The sequence below is a fragment of the Hyphobacterium sp. CCMP332 genome (genome assembly GCA_014323545.1).
GTDB lineage: Bacteria > Bacteroidota > Bacteroidia > Cytophagales > CCMP332 > CCMP332.
In genome coordinates, this window is the sequence record CP058647.1 from 464,576 (window position 1) to 481,304 (window position 16,729).

Annotated in this window: 14 protein-coding genes; 10 read left to right on the plus strand and 4 right to left on the minus strand. The window is 37.7% G+C overall.

All coding sequences use genetic code 11. The annotated features are described in order from the left end of the window. Positions 1-10: 10 nt before the first annotated feature. Together HZR84_01960 and HZR84_01965 are read left to right on the plus strand one after the other, a co-directional pair. Entirely contained in the window at positions 11-2,086 is a 2,076-nt protein-coding gene (locus tag HZR84_01960) for a tungsten formylmethanofuran dehydrogenase (GenBank protein QNL20755.1), read from the plus strand. Position 2,087: 1 nt separating this feature from the next. Then, a complete protein-coding gene (locus tag HZR84_01965) occupies positions 2,088-2,672 on the plus strand; it encodes a phosphatase PAP2 family protein (GenBank protein QNL20756.1) in 585 nt (194 codons plus the stop codon). Positions 2,673-2,802: 130 nt separating this feature from the next. Here HZR84_01965 and HZR84_01970 read toward each other — a convergent pair whose 3' ends face one another. Further along, on the minus strand, positions 2,803-3,141 hold the full coding sequence (locus HZR84_01970; GenBank protein QNL20757.1) for a hypothetical protein: 339 nt from the start codon (positions 3,139-3,141) through the stop codon (positions 2,803-2,805). Next, positions 3,138-5,588, minus strand: a complete 2,451-nt coding sequence (locus HZR84_01975) for a penicillin acylase family protein (protein ID QNL20758.1) — start codon at positions 5,586-5,588, stop codon at positions 3,138-3,140. Before HZR84_01975 ends, HZR84_01970 begins: the two co-directional genes overlap by 4 nt. Before the next feature lie 67 nt (positions 5,589-5,655). On the opposite strand from HZR84_01975, the gene HZR84_01980 reads away from it, so the two are divergent. The 7 genes from HZR84_01980 (at position 5,656) to HZR84_02010 (ending at position 13,512) form a co-directional block, all read left to right on the plus strand. Further along, positions 5,656-6,600 carry a threonylcarbamoyl-AMP synthase gene (locus HZR84_01980; GenBank protein ID QNL23161.1) on the plus strand — a complete coding sequence of 315 codons (945 nt, stop codon included), beginning with the start codon at positions 5,656-5,658 and terminating at the stop codon, positions 6,598-6,600. Between the two features lie 26 nt (positions 6,601-6,626). Further along, positions 6,627-7,139, plus strand: coding sequence for a DUF4920 domain-containing protein (locus tag HZR84_01985; GenBank protein ID QNL20759.1), 513 nt, complete (start codon positions 6,627-6,629; stop codon positions 7,137-7,139). 38 nt (positions 7,140-7,177) lie between these two features. Beyond that, the gene (locus HZR84_01990) at positions 7,178-8,962 is read left to right on the plus strand and encodes a M61 family metallopeptidase (protein ID QNL20760.1); all 1,785 of its coding nucleotides are present in this window, start codon (positions 7,178-7,180) and stop codon (positions 8,960-8,962) included. Between the two features lie 74 nt (positions 8,963-9,036). Continuing rightward, complete coding sequence (locus tag HZR84_01995; GenBank protein ID QNL20761.1) at positions 9,037-9,960, plus strand: hypothetical protein; 924 nt, start codon at positions 9,037-9,039, stop codon at positions 9,958-9,960. A gap of 121 nt (positions 9,961-10,081) precedes the next feature. Further along, positions 10,082-12,133, plus strand: coding sequence for an NAD-dependent DNA ligase LigA (gene ligA / locus HZR84_02000; GenBank protein QNL20762.1), 2,052 nt, complete (start codon positions 10,082-10,084; stop codon positions 12,131-12,133). After that, positions 12,130-12,648: a hypothetical protein gene (locus HZR84_02005; GenBank protein ID QNL20763.1), complete on the plus strand. Its 519-nt coding sequence runs from the start codon at positions 12,130-12,132 to the stop codon at positions 12,646-12,648. Before ligA ends, HZR84_02005 begins: the two co-directional genes overlap by 4 nt. Beyond that, entirely contained in the window at positions 12,649-13,512 is an 864-nt protein-coding gene (locus HZR84_02010) for a 4-hydroxy-tetrahydrodipicolinate synthase (GenBank protein QNL20764.1), read from the plus strand. Between the two features lie 49 nt (positions 13,513-13,561). Here HZR84_02010 and HZR84_02015 read toward each other — a convergent pair whose 3' ends face one another. Together HZR84_02015 and HZR84_02020 are read right to left on the minus strand one after the other, a co-directional pair. Then, the gene (locus tag HZR84_02015; protein QNL20765.1) at positions 13,562-13,738 is read right to left on the minus strand and encodes a histone H1; all 177 of its coding nucleotides are present in this window, start codon (positions 13,736-13,738) and stop codon (positions 13,562-13,564) included. Between the two features lie 105 nt (positions 13,739-13,843). Further along, positions 13,844-15,091: an aminotransferase class I/II-fold pyridoxal phosphate-dependent enzyme gene (locus HZR84_02020; protein QNL20766.1), complete on the minus strand. Its 1,248-nt coding sequence runs from the start codon at positions 15,089-15,091 to the stop codon at positions 13,844-13,846. Between the two features lie 134 nt (positions 15,092-15,225). On the opposite strand from HZR84_02020, the gene accC reads away from it, so the two are divergent. Then, positions 15,226-16,728 carry an acetyl-CoA carboxylase biotin carboxylase subunit gene (accC, locus tag HZR84_02025; GenBank protein ID QNL20767.1) on the plus strand — a complete coding sequence of 501 codons (1,503 nt, stop codon included), beginning with the start codon at positions 15,226-15,228 and terminating at the stop codon, positions 16,726-16,728. Position 16,729: the final 1 nt, after the last annotated feature.

A 16,729-nucleotide genomic window follows, 5' to 3' on the forward strand; every position in this document is an offset into this window, starting at 1 on the left:
CGATAAGCGCATGCCAAAAACGCTGAGTAAAGAAAAAATCAATAAAACCACGCTAAAAAAAGCATTTGAATTATTTGCTCAGGCTGTCGCAATGACCAACATATATGAAGCAAATTTTAAATTCGTTTCCAAATATGTACATGCCACTTCAAGAGGACATGAAGCGGTACAACTGGCTACAGCCCTTCATTTAAATCCCGAAGATTACGCTTACCCTTATTATCGCGATGAATCCTTTCTTTTAGGAATTGGAATGAAGCCATACGAGCTGATGCTTCAATTGATGGCTAAAAGAGACGATCCATTTTCAGGTGGGAGAACCTATTATTCTCATCCCAGTTTGAAAGACAAGGACAAGGTAAAAATACCTCATCAATCTAGTGCTACCGGTATGCAGGCCATTCCAGCCACAGGTGCAGCCATGGGCCAGCTCTACAAAAATCAAATGAAGCTGAACAAGTCCAAAGCTGAAAAAGAAGCAATCGTGGTTTGCAGTTTAGGTGATGCCTCTATTACCGAAGGAGAAGTTTCTGAAGCATTTCAAATGGCCGCGTTGAGAAAACTGCCAATACTTTATTTGATTCAGGATAACGAATGGGATATTTCAGCCAACGCCAAAGAAACCAGAGCACAGGACGCGACAGAATATATTAAAGGCTTTCATGGAATAGAATCAGTCGATCTCAACGGATCCGATTTTATGACTTGTTATGAGGAAATAGGAAAAGTGATCTCCACCATGCGCAAAGAGCAACGACCATTTCTTGTGCATGCACGTGTTCCACTTCTGAATCATCACACCTCGGGAGTAAGAATGGAATGGTATCGCGACGATCTGAAGGAACATCAAAAAAGAGATCCCTATCCTCTATTCAAAAAGCAAATGCTCGAAAATGGATTTACAGAAAAGGAATTAAAAGATATTGAAAAGAAAGCGGCCAAAAAGGTAGATACAGATTTCCAGAAAGCCAAAAAAGCTGAAGATCCTAAACCTGAAGATCTTTTTAAGCATACAATTGCGCCTACAAAAGTCACAAAGGAAAATGGTATAAGAAGACCAATCGGAGCGGTTCCTGAAGTAATGGTAGATGCTGCTCTTCACGCTGTTGAGGAGTTAATGAATAAGCATAAAGAATGTATGCTTTACGGCCAGGATGTTGGAGCGAGACTGGGTGGTGTTTTCAGAGAAGCAGCAACATTGGCTCAAAAATTTGGTGATGAACGCGTTTTCAACACTCCCATTCAGGAAGCATTCATAGTTGGTTCTACAGTAGGAATGGCTGCAGTTGGATTAAAACCCATTGTGGAAGTCCAGTTTGCTGATTATATTTTCCCGGGAATAAATCAGCTATTTACCGAACTGAGCAGAGCGCACTATCTGACTAATGGGAAATACACGGCAGACATGATTTTAAGAGTACCGATTGGAGCCTATGGTTCCGGAGGGCCTTATCATTCTTCTTCAGTAGAGACGATTATTTCCAATATTAGGGGCATTAAAGTAGCCTACCCGAGCAATGGCGCAGATCTTAAAGGTCTTTTGAAAGCCGCCTACTACGATCCTAATCCTGTCGTGATGTTTGAGCACAAAGGATTGTACTGGTCAAAGGTAAAAGGTACTGATGCTGCTAAAACCATTGAACCGGCTGAAGACTATATTTTACCATTTGGACAAGCGAATACCTTGCCGGCCGACGATGAGAAGGTAAGTTCCGGAGAATCTCTGAGTATAATTACCTATGGAATGGGCGTTCACTGGGCTTTGAATGCCAGAAAGGATTTTCCCGGACAAATCGAGATCGTGGATTTAAGAACACTAAATCCTGTTGATGAGAAGGCAATATTTGAAAGTGTCATAAGAAACAATAAATGTATAGTGCTTACGGAAGAGCCTGTTTTTAACTCTTTTGCCAGAAATATTGCCGGATTAATTCAGGAGAATTGCTTTGAATATCTGGATGCTCCTGTGATGGTTATTGGTGCTGAGAATACCCCTGCGATTCCGCTTAACAGCACATTGGAAAGCACCTATTTGCCATCAGTTGATAAGCTGAAAAAGAAAATTAAAGAGCTACTCTCCTACTGATATGCTTGAAATACTCATAGAATGGGATAAGCAGCTGTTTTTCTTTATAAATAGTCATAATAGTCCTTTTTGGGATGCTTTTATGAAATTCATGAGCGATAAGGGCTCCTGGTATATTCTTTATGCCATAATCATAGCATTTCTGATTTATTCCTACAAAAAGCATATCTGGCTCCCCGCAATTATGATTGGGCTTACCATATTAATAGCCGACCAGACTTCAAGTGGTTTTCTCAAACCAACCGTAGAAAGACACCGGCCCTGTAAGGATCCCGAAATTGGTGAAATGGTAAGAACTCCTGGTGGTTGCGGTGGATTGTATGGTTTCACAAGTTCGCATGCATCGAATCACTTCGGTATTGCTGTATTGCTAATTTTGATGGGTAGAAACTGTTCCAAATGGGTATGGTTATTCCTTCCCTGGGCAGCACTGATCGCCTATTCAAGAGTTTACTTAGGAGTCCATTATCCGGGAGATGTGATTGTGGGTGGATTGATTGGAGTAACAGCAGCTTTTATTGCTTTTTATATTGGAAAATGGATTTCTACTAAAACCGGAGCCCGATTAAAAGTTCTGCCCATTTAATTGTATTCACTTTTAGAAAATTTTCTCTCACACTTGTCCTCGCTTGCTACTTAAGCGATAAAATGAAGCTTTTTGATTTAAGAAAATTAGTGATTAAAAATTTCGCGTTCTGAAATTTCCAATTGAATTTTTAACCTCTTGCCTTCTTTAGCAAAGTTCCACTCAAGCCGAAAAGACCGGCAACCAAACCACCAATCAAAGCCGTAATCAGAATCATAAGAAAGGAACCGTCAGAACTCAAAATCATATTTGACATGCGATTTGAAAGAATACTGTCATTCTGCATATCGATATAAAAAGCAAGCCCCCCCCAGTATAAAAATACCGTCAGAAAAGATATAAGAAATGATTTCAAGGCATTGCTTTCAAAAGCATAAGCACATGCAAAAGCAACAAGGCCAATGATCCACCAGGGAAACATGTATCCCAAAACTACCGATAAGACTAATAAACTTGCTATTTGCTTCATTTTGATGATGTAAATATGATTCTGCCAATTTCATTTTCACCTAAATCATCGGCACTTTGAATATAATTTAATGGCCATAGCTCTCCACTTGCCCAATCTTCAACCATATTGGCATAAAAAGGACTTCCGGGATTTCCCGATTGCCCTCCGGGATAAATTCCAAATCCATTGGGTTCATCTCCAAGTTCTACAACCATTCTCCAGCTTGGGCCCTTGGTCTTTTTGGTGGCATTGACCATGTTATGGCCACCGCCAATCCATAATTCATCCGTTCCCATTCCCGGTATTCGTGCCAGATGGCCAACAAAAGTTCCTTTTACCGTTCCCCACTGCCAGGTTTTTATTTCATCTCCAAATTTCCGTTCGAGATATTTTATGGAACTGGCAAAACTTTCATGAACAATATCTGCCCTGCTCTCTTTCTCAGGACTGTTTATATCATCAAACCATATGGCTTCCATGGAATCCTTTAATAATAGCAAAGACCTGGTATTATCGGGTCTCAGCATTACTGGCTCTTTTTCATTGAATTCATCATCCCATAGTGCTTTGTCATAGAATTCCCATAATGCATCATAAATTGACGCGGCAATGGATTCTGCATCCATTTTATAATCCCAGTTCTTCAATATAGATATTGACTTTTTCTCTAGTTCTGACTTGTTCTTTTTTGATTCGAGAATTTTCAGAAAATGAGGAACTGCTATTTCGGCCTGAAGATTAAAATTATCATTCTGTATGGTCCTTAAATCATCAGCGCGTGCATTTTCAAGATTTTCAAGTAAATCATTGATCCTCGCCCCTCTTTCAAAAGTGGTAAATTCCCAATTCAGATAATAGGGATAAAGGCTATCAGTAACGTCTTGATTCGCGGAACTAACAAAGCCTCTTTCAGGATTTTTTACATGCGGATTGTGCTCCTGAGGCACCCAGCCCTGCCAGTCGTGAAGTGGATTGGAACCATCGAGTATGTATTTCCCCTGTCCTTCCCATTTTAGCGGAAAACGCCCATTTGGCCAGATGGCTATATTGTTTAGTTTATCGGCATATATGAAATTCTGTGCGGGGCAGCTCCAGTATTTTAATGCTGAGGTATAATCCTCATAGTTTTTAGCGCGATTGAGCAAATAGAATGTTTTTATCTCATTGCTTGGTTCATGGGCCATCCATCGCATGGCACAGCCACTAGGAAGCGTTGGCCTTAATGACTTTTCACCGGGATTAAATACAACCGGACCATGGTGTGTATGTACAACTTCCTGAAAATAATCATCAGCACCTCTGACTTTAATAGTAGAATTTCTTTTGCTCGTATTTTTCCATCTACCTTCGTGATAATACTCCGAAAGTGTGGAGTCCTTAAATTTTATTTTGTACCAATCCAGAACATCAGAATCTACATTGGTAAATCCCCAGGCGATATCTTTATTAAACCCGATAATCACTCCCGGAGCGCCTTGTAAACAGACACCATATGTATTCATTTCGGGTGTAACCAAATGCATCTGCATCCAGATAGAGGGAAGCGTTAGACTTAAATGTGGATCATTTGACAAAATGGGTTTATTCGTTGCCGATCGCGAACCGGAAATTGCCCAATTATTGCTTCCATTGTCTTTATCCGGTTCTAAATAGGATAAATAAGATGATCCTGAATTTTCTACTAGGGCCTTTTCTGCATCTTCAGGAACATTTGGAATTACCAGCGGTTCAAAGTCGGGTTTTGTACCTGGTGGAATTATCGGATCCATGTAAGGTTCATCAGAGATGTAAAGTTTTTTTACTACATCAGAACCGTACTTTTTGAGAACATTGGTCAAACGCAGGTCAGTATTATATCCAGAAAGATCCCAAGACATATAGTTAAGCAACAATACCGTTTTAATATTAGACCATTTTTCAGGTTCATAGTCAAGGATTTTATATTCCAGGGGTTTGTTTCGTGGACTCAAATTGTCCAAATAGTAATTAATGCCGTCGGTATAGGCGTTTAAAACAGCAAACATTTTATCATCGCGTTCTATGTATTGCAATGTTCGTTTTGCCGACCAGTTCATGCCTATTTTTCTTTGAAAGCGATCGAGGTCTAAGGCTCTTTCCCCTACGATTTCGGATAATCTGCCGGCAGCGTAAAGTGCTTGAAATTCCATTTGCCATAGTCGTAATTTTGCGGTAACATAGCCTTGAGCGAAATATAGGTCGCGATCGTTGTATGCGAAAATATGTGGCACCATATTATCATCGAATACAATTTTAACTTCCTCTGAAACAGATTTTATATCCTTTTCTAATGTAAAGGTTATTCCAACTGCTTCGGCATTTTGCCAAAATCCTGAATGTGGATTGAATAATTTTCCCATTGGAGGTGTACTGCCAAATTGGGTATTTGACAGGTAAACTAAACCAACACTAATAATAAGGGAAATAACAAAACTCAGATACTTCATAAAAAGGCCAATGATTTATTCATAAATCTAAATAATTTTAAACTTTAAATATACTTTGGAAACACTTATTAGCACTGACCTTAAAAAAGCCAAAACCTTTCTTAAACAAGGTGATTTGGTTGCGGTACCTACTGAAACAGTATACGGCCTGGCAGCATGCTACAATAATAAATCTGCCATTCAGAATATTTTCAGTGTCAAAAACCGACCAGCTTATGACCCACTGATCCTACATGCTTCTAACTTATCCATGATTAAAGCGCTGATTGTAAACGAATTTCCTCCGCTTGCCGAAAAACTAGCCGAAAAATTCTGGCCCGGCCCCCTTTCCATGGTTTTGCCAAAAAATGAGACTATTGACCCAATCATTACGGCAGGTCTGGAAACTGTTGCCTTGAGAATTCCCGGTCATGATTTATTGCTTTCATTAATTTCAAAGTTGAATATGCCCCTGGCGGCGCCCAGCGCCAATCCATTTGGTTACATAAGTCCCACAACAGCAAAACATGTAAATGATCAACTCGGTGGGCAAATTGCAATGATCCTGGATGGCGGCCCGGCCAAAATCGGACTTGAGTCTACCATTGTGGAAGTAAAAGGGAATCATCTTATTGTATTGCGTGCCGGTGGAGTTGCCATAGAAGAATTAAAGGAATTTGACTCAAATTTGGAGATTAGGACATCATCATCAAAACCCAATGCACCGGGAATGCTCGACAAACATTATGCTCCAAAAAAAGACTTTCGCTTTCAAAAGAACTTTAATTCCTCAAGGGATAATTCTCAAATTGGATTGATCCGATTCAATTCCTTCTCGGAAGATTTTCCTTTTGAAAATCAAATTGTACTCAGCCCAGAAGGAAAAATTGAGATTGCGGCACAAAAACTCTACTCTGCTATGCGAGAAATGGATCAAAGTCGCTATGAAATCATTCTCACAGAAACTTTTCCAAATCAAGGGATTGGCATTGCAATGAATGACAGAATTCTACGCGCTGTCAATCGGAATTAATTATATTTGCACAAAAATTTAAAACCATGAAATATACTTTAATCGCTTTATTGGCAATAGCAGTTTTGGCTTGCGATACAAAGACAAACGAATCAGAAACGGCAGAGGTTGAGTCTTCGGAAATATCAGCTAATGATGGATGGGCTTCATATGGAGATACCATAGATACGGAAAATGTTATGACTGCTGAAGAAATGATGGTGATGGTCGATGAAAGCGGGATGGCTACAGCTAAATTAGAAGGTACAATTGAGGAAGCCTGTCAAAAAAAAGGGTGCTGGATGAAAGTAAAAGTTGAAGGTATGGAAGATCCGATAAGGGTCACTTTCAAGGATTACGGTTTTTTTGTTCCTCTTAATTCAGCAGGAAATTCAGTAGTTATGGAAGGTGTAGCAAAATTAGATACGGTTGAAGTTGATATATTAAAGCATTATGCTGAAGATGCCGGAAAGACTCAAGATGAAATCGATGCCATTACCGAACCCGAAATCAAACTGGCATTTGAAGCCGTCGGTGTAAAAATCAAGGAAAAGATCTAAATCAGGTCTTTTCTTTATTCCTAAATAATTAATTCTAAATGGGTAAATTTCATTTACTCCTAATTGTATATTGTCTTTGCCTTTTTGATTTAAAGGCTCAGAAAATTAGCTATACGGTAGATTTAAGAGAGCCTCATAAAAACACTTACCGGGTCAGCCTTGAGTTAGACTACAAAAATGCTCCTGATACTGTGGTTTTAAAAATGGCCACATGGACACCCGGATCTTATTTGATAAGAGAATTCGCCAAACATGTAAATAGTTATTCTGCCAGCAATAGAAAAGGCGAAAAACTTCATTCCTACAAAAAAGACAAAAACACATGGGTCGTACATAACGATGGACAAAAAATCATTGTTTTTAACTATTCGGTCTATGCCCATGAACTAAGCGTTCGCACTACTTTTCTCAATGGGGATTTAGGATTGATTAATGGCACAGCTTTGTACATTTATCCTGATAATGTTTTGGATAAAAATGCGGACGTTCAATTTATCCTGCCGAAATCATGGAATATTTCAACAACTCTGCCTCTTATTGATGAAAAGGAAAACATTTATAAGTCAATCAATTACGACCAGTTGTTTGATTGTCCCGTTTTATTGGGAAAACACAATGAATTTGCTTTTGAGGCCAAAGGGGTAAAACACCGGATGGCAATAAATTCTACCACTTTTTACGATCCGGAAATACTAAAAGAGGACATAAGCAAAATTGTAGAGGCGCAGACTGAAATATTTAATGATAATCCCAATAAGGAATATCTATTTATTGTTATTGCCCGAAAATACGATGGAGGCGGCCTGGAACACAAAAACAGCACTACTTTAATTATTGACAGATTCAATCTGGCCAAAGAATCCTCTTACAGACAATTTTTAGGTTTAGTGGCGCATGAGTATTTCCATTTATGGAATGTTAAACGCCTGCGGCCATTGGAGTTGGGGCCATTTGACTATGAAAAAGAAAACTATACCGATCTTTTATGGGTAATGGAGGGCTTCACTTCATATTACGGTACAAAAACCCTTATCAGAATTGGAGAAAGTGAAGAAAATTCATTCTTCAGACGAATTGCAAATTCATGGGAAAGAGAATATCTAAGACCGGGAGCAAAAATTCAGAGTATTGCGGAATCGAGTCTGGATGCATGGATAAAATTTTACAGAGATGATGAAAATGATTATAACGCCACAGTCTCCTATTATGGCCGTGGATTTTTAATGGCAGCGATGCTGGAAATGTTAATTGTTCGGGAAAGCAATGCAGAATATAGTCTTGATGAATTGATGAAAAGACTATATGAAAAATACCATATATCCAATTCCAGAGGCTTTACTATGAAAGAATTCATTAAAGAGATTAATGATTTATGCGACAAGGATTATTCGGGGTTCTTCAAAAAATACATTTATGACACTCAAATACCACCTTTAGACAGTATTATGCGACCATTTGGTTATGAGGTTAAATTTGAAACATCCTCAAATTCAGAATGGGGATTCAGGGTTAAAAATGAAGACGAGCATTATAAAATTAATAGGATTATTTCGGGAACACCGGCTCATAAAGCTGGGCTAAATGTTGACGATGAAATAATCGCAATCGACAGTTTTGCCTTTGATATGCGTAAATTGGCCTTTTTCGCCGAGTATTATCCAGACAATTATAGTTTGGATTTTGTAGTAATTCGCGATGATATCCTTAAAAAAATATCTTTAATGACCCCTGAAGCCACAAAAAATACACTCGAAATCAGTCAAATTCCTGAGTTAAATGAAGATGAAGTAAGGTTTCGAAAGAAAATGTTGTTTAATAATTGATTGATTCAAGTATATAAAGGTATATTTGTCAAAGTCAAAATTTTCTTATTTTTAGCTCCATAAATCGTTCTGGTATGAAAAAATTAATCCGTGTCTCATTTTCCGTTTTATTGTCTTTTTACATGATTTCATGTGGATCGGGAGATTCGAGCCAAGAAAAAGAAAAGGACCTTGAAGATGTAGTTGTGGATCAGGTAGATCCCGAATTCAAAGAAGAATTTAAAGCGGCAATTAAAAAGTTGCCATCTCCATTGGAGATTTCACAGTTTATAAACAGTACCGGAGCGGCTTATAATAGAGAAATATTAAACCCATATGAGGATGTGGATAAATACATGACCACCAATCAGAAAAAAGCATTGAATCTCGGAATTTATGTAGCTGACTTGGGTTATTCATGTGCTTATTATGTGCAGGAAGATATTATTCAGTATGTAAACGCAGTTAAAGTAGTATCCGATCAACTGGGTGTTTCCGGAGCATTTGGACAGGAAAAAATTGCAAAATTTGAGCAAAGCCTTCCAAACAAAGATTCCCTTATTAAAGTCGTTACTGAAAATATTTATCTAACCGACGATATTCTTATTGAAAATGACAAATTAGATATGACTGCCTTGATTCTGGCGGGTAGTTTTATCGAAGGATTGCATATTTCTACATCGATTGTTAAAAATTATCCCAATGACCTTCCTGATGAATTCAGGTTTCAAATTCTTAACCCAATCATCACAGAAATAGATGAGCAAGAAGAGACATTGGCATTGCTTCTTGATATCATGAGCAATTTTGAAGATAATGAAGCCATAGATCAAATGGAATCAAGACTCGCTGAATTAAATGATGTTTATTCAGGAATAAAAGAAAACAAAGCTCAGGTCCCCGAAAGTGAGGATGTGAATGCAGATGCCGGTATGATGGTTGAGCCTGTTTTGAATAAGGAACAATTGGAAATGATCACTAACAAAGTTGTTGAAATTCGAAATGTAATTATCAGCTAAGGATTTATTGCAATTTATTTTTTTAAGCACCGTCGAAAGCGGTGCTTTTCTTTTTTTCAGCAACGAAAAGTACTTTTATTAATCAGCTTTAAGCTTGATATTCGTACTTTAATTCAAGTCAATGAATCCTGAACACGCCAAACGCCGGATAGAAGAATTAAGCGATAAAGTCAATTACTACAACGAGCAATATTACATCTACGATAAATCAGAAATATCTGATTATGAATTTGATCAATTGCTTAATGAGCTCAACAATCTTGAAATAGAATTTCCTCAATACAAACTTCCGCATTCTCCTACCAGCCGTGTCGGCGGTGATATAACCAAAAAATTTGCGGTTGTTAAACATGAATACCCGATGCTCTCACTTGCCAATACTTATACATTTGAAGAGCTTGAAGAATTTGATAAAAGAGTAAAAAAGGACCTGGGCCTCGAACAGGTCGATTATTTCTGTGAATTAAAATTTGACGGAGTTGCGATTAGTGTTATATACGAGAATGGAATATTAACACGTGCCATTACGCGCGGGGATGGCGTTCAGGGTGACGAAATCACGGCCAATGTCAAAACCATCAAATCTTTACCTTTAAAGATTCAAATTAGCGATTTTCCCAAAAAATTTGAAGTTCGTGGAGAAGTGTTTTTTACCAAGTCGGAATTTGAAAAATTGAATAAATCACGTGAGGATCAGGGTGAAGATTTATATGCCAATCCAAGAAATACGGCATCGGGTACATTAAAAATGCAGGATTCAACAATTGTAGCTTCAAGAAACCTGCAATGCTATTTATACTATTTACTAGGAGAAGATCTAAATATAGAAAAACATGAAGATGGCATTAAAAATCTCGAAAAATGGGGTTTTAATGTTTCTGACAGCTATAGACTATGCAATGGCATTGAAGCCATACGTAACTATATAAACGAATGGGAACACAAGCGTTTTGAATTGCCGGTTGAGACCGATGGGATTGTAATAAAAGTAAACTCAATCAAGCTTCAAAATAAACTCGGAACAACCGCAAAAAGCCCAAGGTGGGCCATAGCTTATAAATACAAAGCAGAATCTTCGATTACAGAATTATTAAAAGTGACCTATCAGGTGGGAAGAACCGGAGCCATTACGCCTGTGGCAAATTTATATCCTGTTTTGCTGGCAGGCACAACGGTAAAAAGAGCCTCATTGCACAATGCCAACGAAATTAAAAGACTTGATCTTCATGAAGGCGACTTTGTTCATGTTGAAAAAGGCGGCGAAATAATCCCAAAAATCACGGGTGTTGATAAGAGCAAACGATCAAAAACAGCTAAAAAAATAAATTACATCAGCAAATGCCCGGAATGCGGTACAGCGCTTGTAAGAAACGAAGGTGAGGCCCAGCATTATTGTCCGAACGATATCTATTGTCCTCCTCAAAAAAGAGGCAGAATCGAACATTTTGTATCAAAGAATGCCATGGATATTGATTCCTTGGGTTCGGAAACAATAACAGGATTGCTCGATAAGGAATTAATAAAGGACATTGCTGATTTGTATTATCTTAAATATGAAGACTTAGAAAATCTTGAATTTGAAGCATATTCAGAAAAAAAAGGTGAAGTCATTAAAAGAAGGCTTTTGGAAAAATCAGCTCGAAACCTTATCAATGGTATTGAGGCATCAAAAAAACAACCGTTCGAACGTGTACTTTTCGGTTTGGGAATTCGATTTGTAGGTCAAACGGTAGCTGAAAATCTATCCAATCATTTTCAAAATATAGAAAAGTTATCAAATGCCAGCACCGAAGAATTAATTGAAGTACAGGATATTGGAACAAGGATTGCAGAATCGCTTAGGGCCTATTTCAATGATAAAATGCATTTGGACCTCGTAAAGCGATTAAAAAATGCAGGTTTAAATTTTGAAATTAAAGAGGATAATACAGGTAGTAATGCATTGAATGGCGCAAAAATTGTAGTTTCAGGCGTTTTTGAAAATTTTTCAAGAGACGGAATTAAAAAATCGGTAAAAATTAATGGTGGAAAATTAGTCAGCAGCATTTCTTCGCAAACCGATTTTATATTGGCAGGTGAGAATATGGGGCCGGCCAAGCTCAAGAAAGCCGAAGATCTGGGTATAAAAATTATAAATGAAGAAGAATATCTTAAAATGATAGAAGAGAAATGATCGGAGAAAGATTTTTAAAATGGAAATTAAAATGGAACAAGCATTTCTCCTATCTTAAAAGAGAAAGTAAAGCCTATTCCCAGGCAAAAAAAATTGGAATAATTATCAAAAACGACAATCCCAAATACAATGAAGGGATTGAGAAGATGGTAAGAAATTATATCAATGAAGGCAAAATGGTCGAGGTGCTTTGTTATCAGATCAATATTGTTAATTCAAAATACAATTTCCCTTTCTTTAGTTTTAGCAAAAAAGAACTCAAATGGAATGGCGAAATTGAAAACAGTCACTTTAAAAAACTAATTGAAACAAAATATGATTATCTAATTAGCATATCGGATGAAATGGATATTGTTTTGGAATATATGTTAAAAAAATCACCGGCTCTTTTGAGAATAGGAAACGCGGGAGTGCATAAGCCGGAACATGTCGATCTGATGGTACAAAAAGGAAACGATAAAAATTTATCTGAACTGGCTGTTCATATTTTTGAATACTCTAAAAAATTAAAATAAATGGTCTTAAAAGGTACCGGTGTAGCACTTGTTACTCCTTTCGATAAAAATTTGAGTATCGATTACTCCGCCTTACAAGGATTACTGGATTTTGTAAGTAAGGGTGTTGAATATCTTGTAGTTCAGGGCACAACAGGTGAGTCGCCGACTTTGAGTCTTAAAGAAAAGCAAGAGATATTAAAATTTGTAAAAGATAATAATGACGACAAGCTTCCAATAGTTTATGGAATTGGTGGGAACAATACCAATGAAGTGATAAGTCAAATTAATTCAACTGACCTGTCCGGTGTTGAAGCCATTTTATCCGTAAGCCCTTATTACAATAAGCCATCTCAATCTGCGCTAATACGCCATTATACCATGATAGCTGATGTATCTCCGGTTCCAGTAATATTGTACAATGTTCCCGGGAGAACAGGCGGCAATTTAAACGCCGGCACAACGCTTGAATTATCAAAGCACAATAATATAATCGGAATTAAAGAGGCCTCAGGAAATATGGATCAGATTACAGAGATCGCATTGAACAAAGAAGATTCCTTTTTATTAATATCCGGTGATGATATGCTTACAGTGCCTATGATCAGTCTTGGAGCTGCTGGGGTAATATCTGTTATATCTAATGCATTCCCGATGGAATTCGGAGATTTGGTAAGAAAAGCCCTGGAGGGAGATTTTAAGTCGGAACGGCCTAATTACAGAATTTTAAACAGGATCAATCCTTTACTCTATAAAGAATCAAATCCGGTGGGAATCAAGCAAGTCCTTAAATCAATGGGTATTTGTGAAGGCTATTGCAGGCCACCATTATTTGAAGCTTCAGAAAACTTACAGAAAGAAATAAAAATGGTATTAAAAAAATAAAGGAGCCAATTTCTTGACTCCTCTATTTTATATCCAAACGAAAGATAATTTACTTACTGTTTTTGATATCCTGTACTTCCTTTCTGATTTCCTGCGCTAGGTTCTTAAGTTCTTGCATACCCTTTCTTACTCGGGTACCTGCGGCCTGGTTTTCTTTATCATAGAACTTTTGGAAGTCAGCCTCAAGTGACATAACTAAATCTCTTATTTGATCAAATCTTTTCATTTTACTTTATTTTAATTATCGTGATAAACTTAATCCTCGCTAAAAATAGAAATTTAATGATAGCGTTCAAACAAAACACAGCAAAATATTAATTTTTATCAATATTTAGCTCTTTTCTAGTTGATGATTGACCTCTTTGTAGTCTCCTTCTTTCAATTTAACCGCTATTTTCTCAAAGGCAGCAATTGTTTCATCAACATCTGAAATGGAATGAACAGCGGTTGGTATCAATCTCAACATGATCACATCCTTTGGTACCACCGGATATATTACTATAGAACAAAAGATATTGAAGTTCTCCCTTAAATCCATTGTCAGTTGAGCGGCTTCCTGAGGGCCTCCACTTAATATGACAGGAGTTACCGGAGAATTCGTTTGGCCAATATTAAATCCTCTTTCTTTTAGTCCTGTTTGTAGTGCATTTACAACCTTCCAAAGGTTTTCCTTTAGTTCGGGTTTTGATTTAAGCAATTCAAGTCTTTTCAAATTTCCAATCACGATAGGCATTGGCAAGGATTTTGCGAAAATCTGTGATCTGGTATTGTATCTTAAATAATCAATAACATTTTCATTGCTGGCAGCAAATGCACCTATGCTTGCCATGGATTTTGCAAAAGTTGAAAAATAGATGTCAATTCCATCCTGACAGCCCTGATGTTCACCTGCACCGGCACCGGTTTTTCCAAGCGTTCCAAATCCGTGAGCATCATCCACCAATAAGCGGAAATCGTATTTTTTCTTTAAATCAACTATCTCTTTAAGTTTTCCCTGATTTCCGGACATCCCAAAAACACCTTCGGTGATGACCAATATACCACCACCTGATTCTGAGGCTATTCGCTCTGCTCTTTTCAATTGCTTTTCGCAAGCTTCAATATCATTATGTGCATATACAAATCGTTTGCCCGGATGCATTCTCAATCCATCGATAATACAGGCATGTGCTTCACTGTCATAAACCACCACATCGCGTCTGTCAAGTAATGCGTCAATTATAGACATGATTCCCTGATAACCGTAATTCAATAGAATTGAATCTTCTTTGCCGACAAAACTTGCCAATTCAGATTCCAACTGTTCGTGAATTGTAGAATTACCCGACATCATTCTTGCACCCATCGGATAAGCCAAACCCCAGTCCTCACTTGCTTGAGAGTCTGCTTTTCTAATTTCAGGGTGATTGGCAAGGCCCAAATAATTATTCAAACTCCATGTCAATACTTCTTTTCCTCTAAATACCATTCGAGGAGCTATTTCTCCTTCTAGTTTAGGGAATGCAAAATAACCATGAGCAAAATTGGAGTACTTTCCAAGGGGCCCTCTGTCTTGTTGTAATTTTTCAAATAAATCCACGATAAAAAATTTAATTTCGTCTTCTCTAGGCTGCAAAGCTAAGATGAAAACTAAGATTCTCAAATTAGCGCATTCTGAAATATATTTAATTTTAAGCTTCAGAAATAGTAAATCTTATTTATTTTTCACTTTATATGACAAAGATTAAAAAGATATTAATTGCAAACAGGGGTGAAATCGCGCTCAGAGTGATTAGAACAGCGAAAGAGATGGGAATAAAAACCGTTGCCGTTTACAGCGATGTCGACCGGGAATCTCTACATGTTTTTCACGCCGACGAGGCAGTTCACATCGGGGCCTCTCCTTCAAGCGAGTCATATCTCAATATAGATAAAATTATTAATGCCGCTAAAAGCCGAAATGTTGATGCCATTCATCCCGGTTATGGCTTTCTTTCTGAGAATGCAAAATTTGCAATCGCTATTGAAGATGCGGGAATGATATTCATAGGCCCTTCTGCCCATTCCATTGAAATAATGGGAAGTAAATTAGCAGCAAAAGAAGCTGTCGCTAAATATGATATCCCACTCATCCCAGGTTCAAAGGGGGCGATTTCTGATGTAAATGAGGCAAAAAAGATCGCTAAAGATATTGGCTTTCCAATTTTGATTAAAGCAAGTGCCGGCGGAGGTGGAAAAGGAATGAGAATTGTCGAAAAAGAAGCCGATCTGGATGAACAGATGCAAAGAGCTATTAGCGAAGCCAAATCTGCATTTGGCGACGGTTCCGTTTTTATCGAAAAATATGTTAGCAAGCCTCGTCATATAGAATTTCAAATAATGGGAGATAAACACGGAAACGTGGTGCATTTATTTGAGAGGGAGTGCTCAATACAAAGAAGACATCAAAAAGTGGTAGAAGAAGCACCATCAGCAGTACTGACACCTGAAATACGTGCTAAAATGGGTGAAGCGGCTAAAAATGTGGCCAAGGCCTGCAATTATTATAATGCTGGAACTGTAGAATTTGTAATGGATGCAGATTTGAATTTTTATTTCCTTGAAATGAACACAAGACTCCAGGTTGAACATCCGGTTACAGAAATGATCACCAGGCTTGATCTCGTAAAGGAACAGATCAAAATTGCAGAAGGAGAAAAATTGAGTTTTTCACAGGATGAGGTAAAAATGTACGGCCATTCTGTTGAAGTAAGAGTATATGCTGAAGACCCGGAAAATAATTTTTTACCTGATACCGGAACATTGGAAACCTATATTCGCCCTCAGGGGAATGGGGTTCGTCTGGACGATGGATTTAGAGAAGGTCAGGCCATTCCAATATTTTATGATCCAATGATTGCGAAATTAGTGAGTTATGGCCACGATCGCGCTGAAGCCATTGATAAAATGCGAAGGGCAATTGATGAATATAAAATCACCGGCTTGAGTACCACTCTTTCTTTTGGAAAATTCGTCATGGACCACGAAGCCTTTTTATCCGGACATTTTGATACTAATTTTGTGAATAAATATTTTAAACCCAATGAGCAAAAAGTGTATTCCAACAATTCTAAATGTCATAAAATTGCAGCTGCATTAACACAAACCATATTTGACGAAAAAAGACCGCAAAAAACAGGCGTAGGTAAAATCGCCGGTACTGCGCAGGGAAAAACCTGGAAAAACAGATTAAACTAAA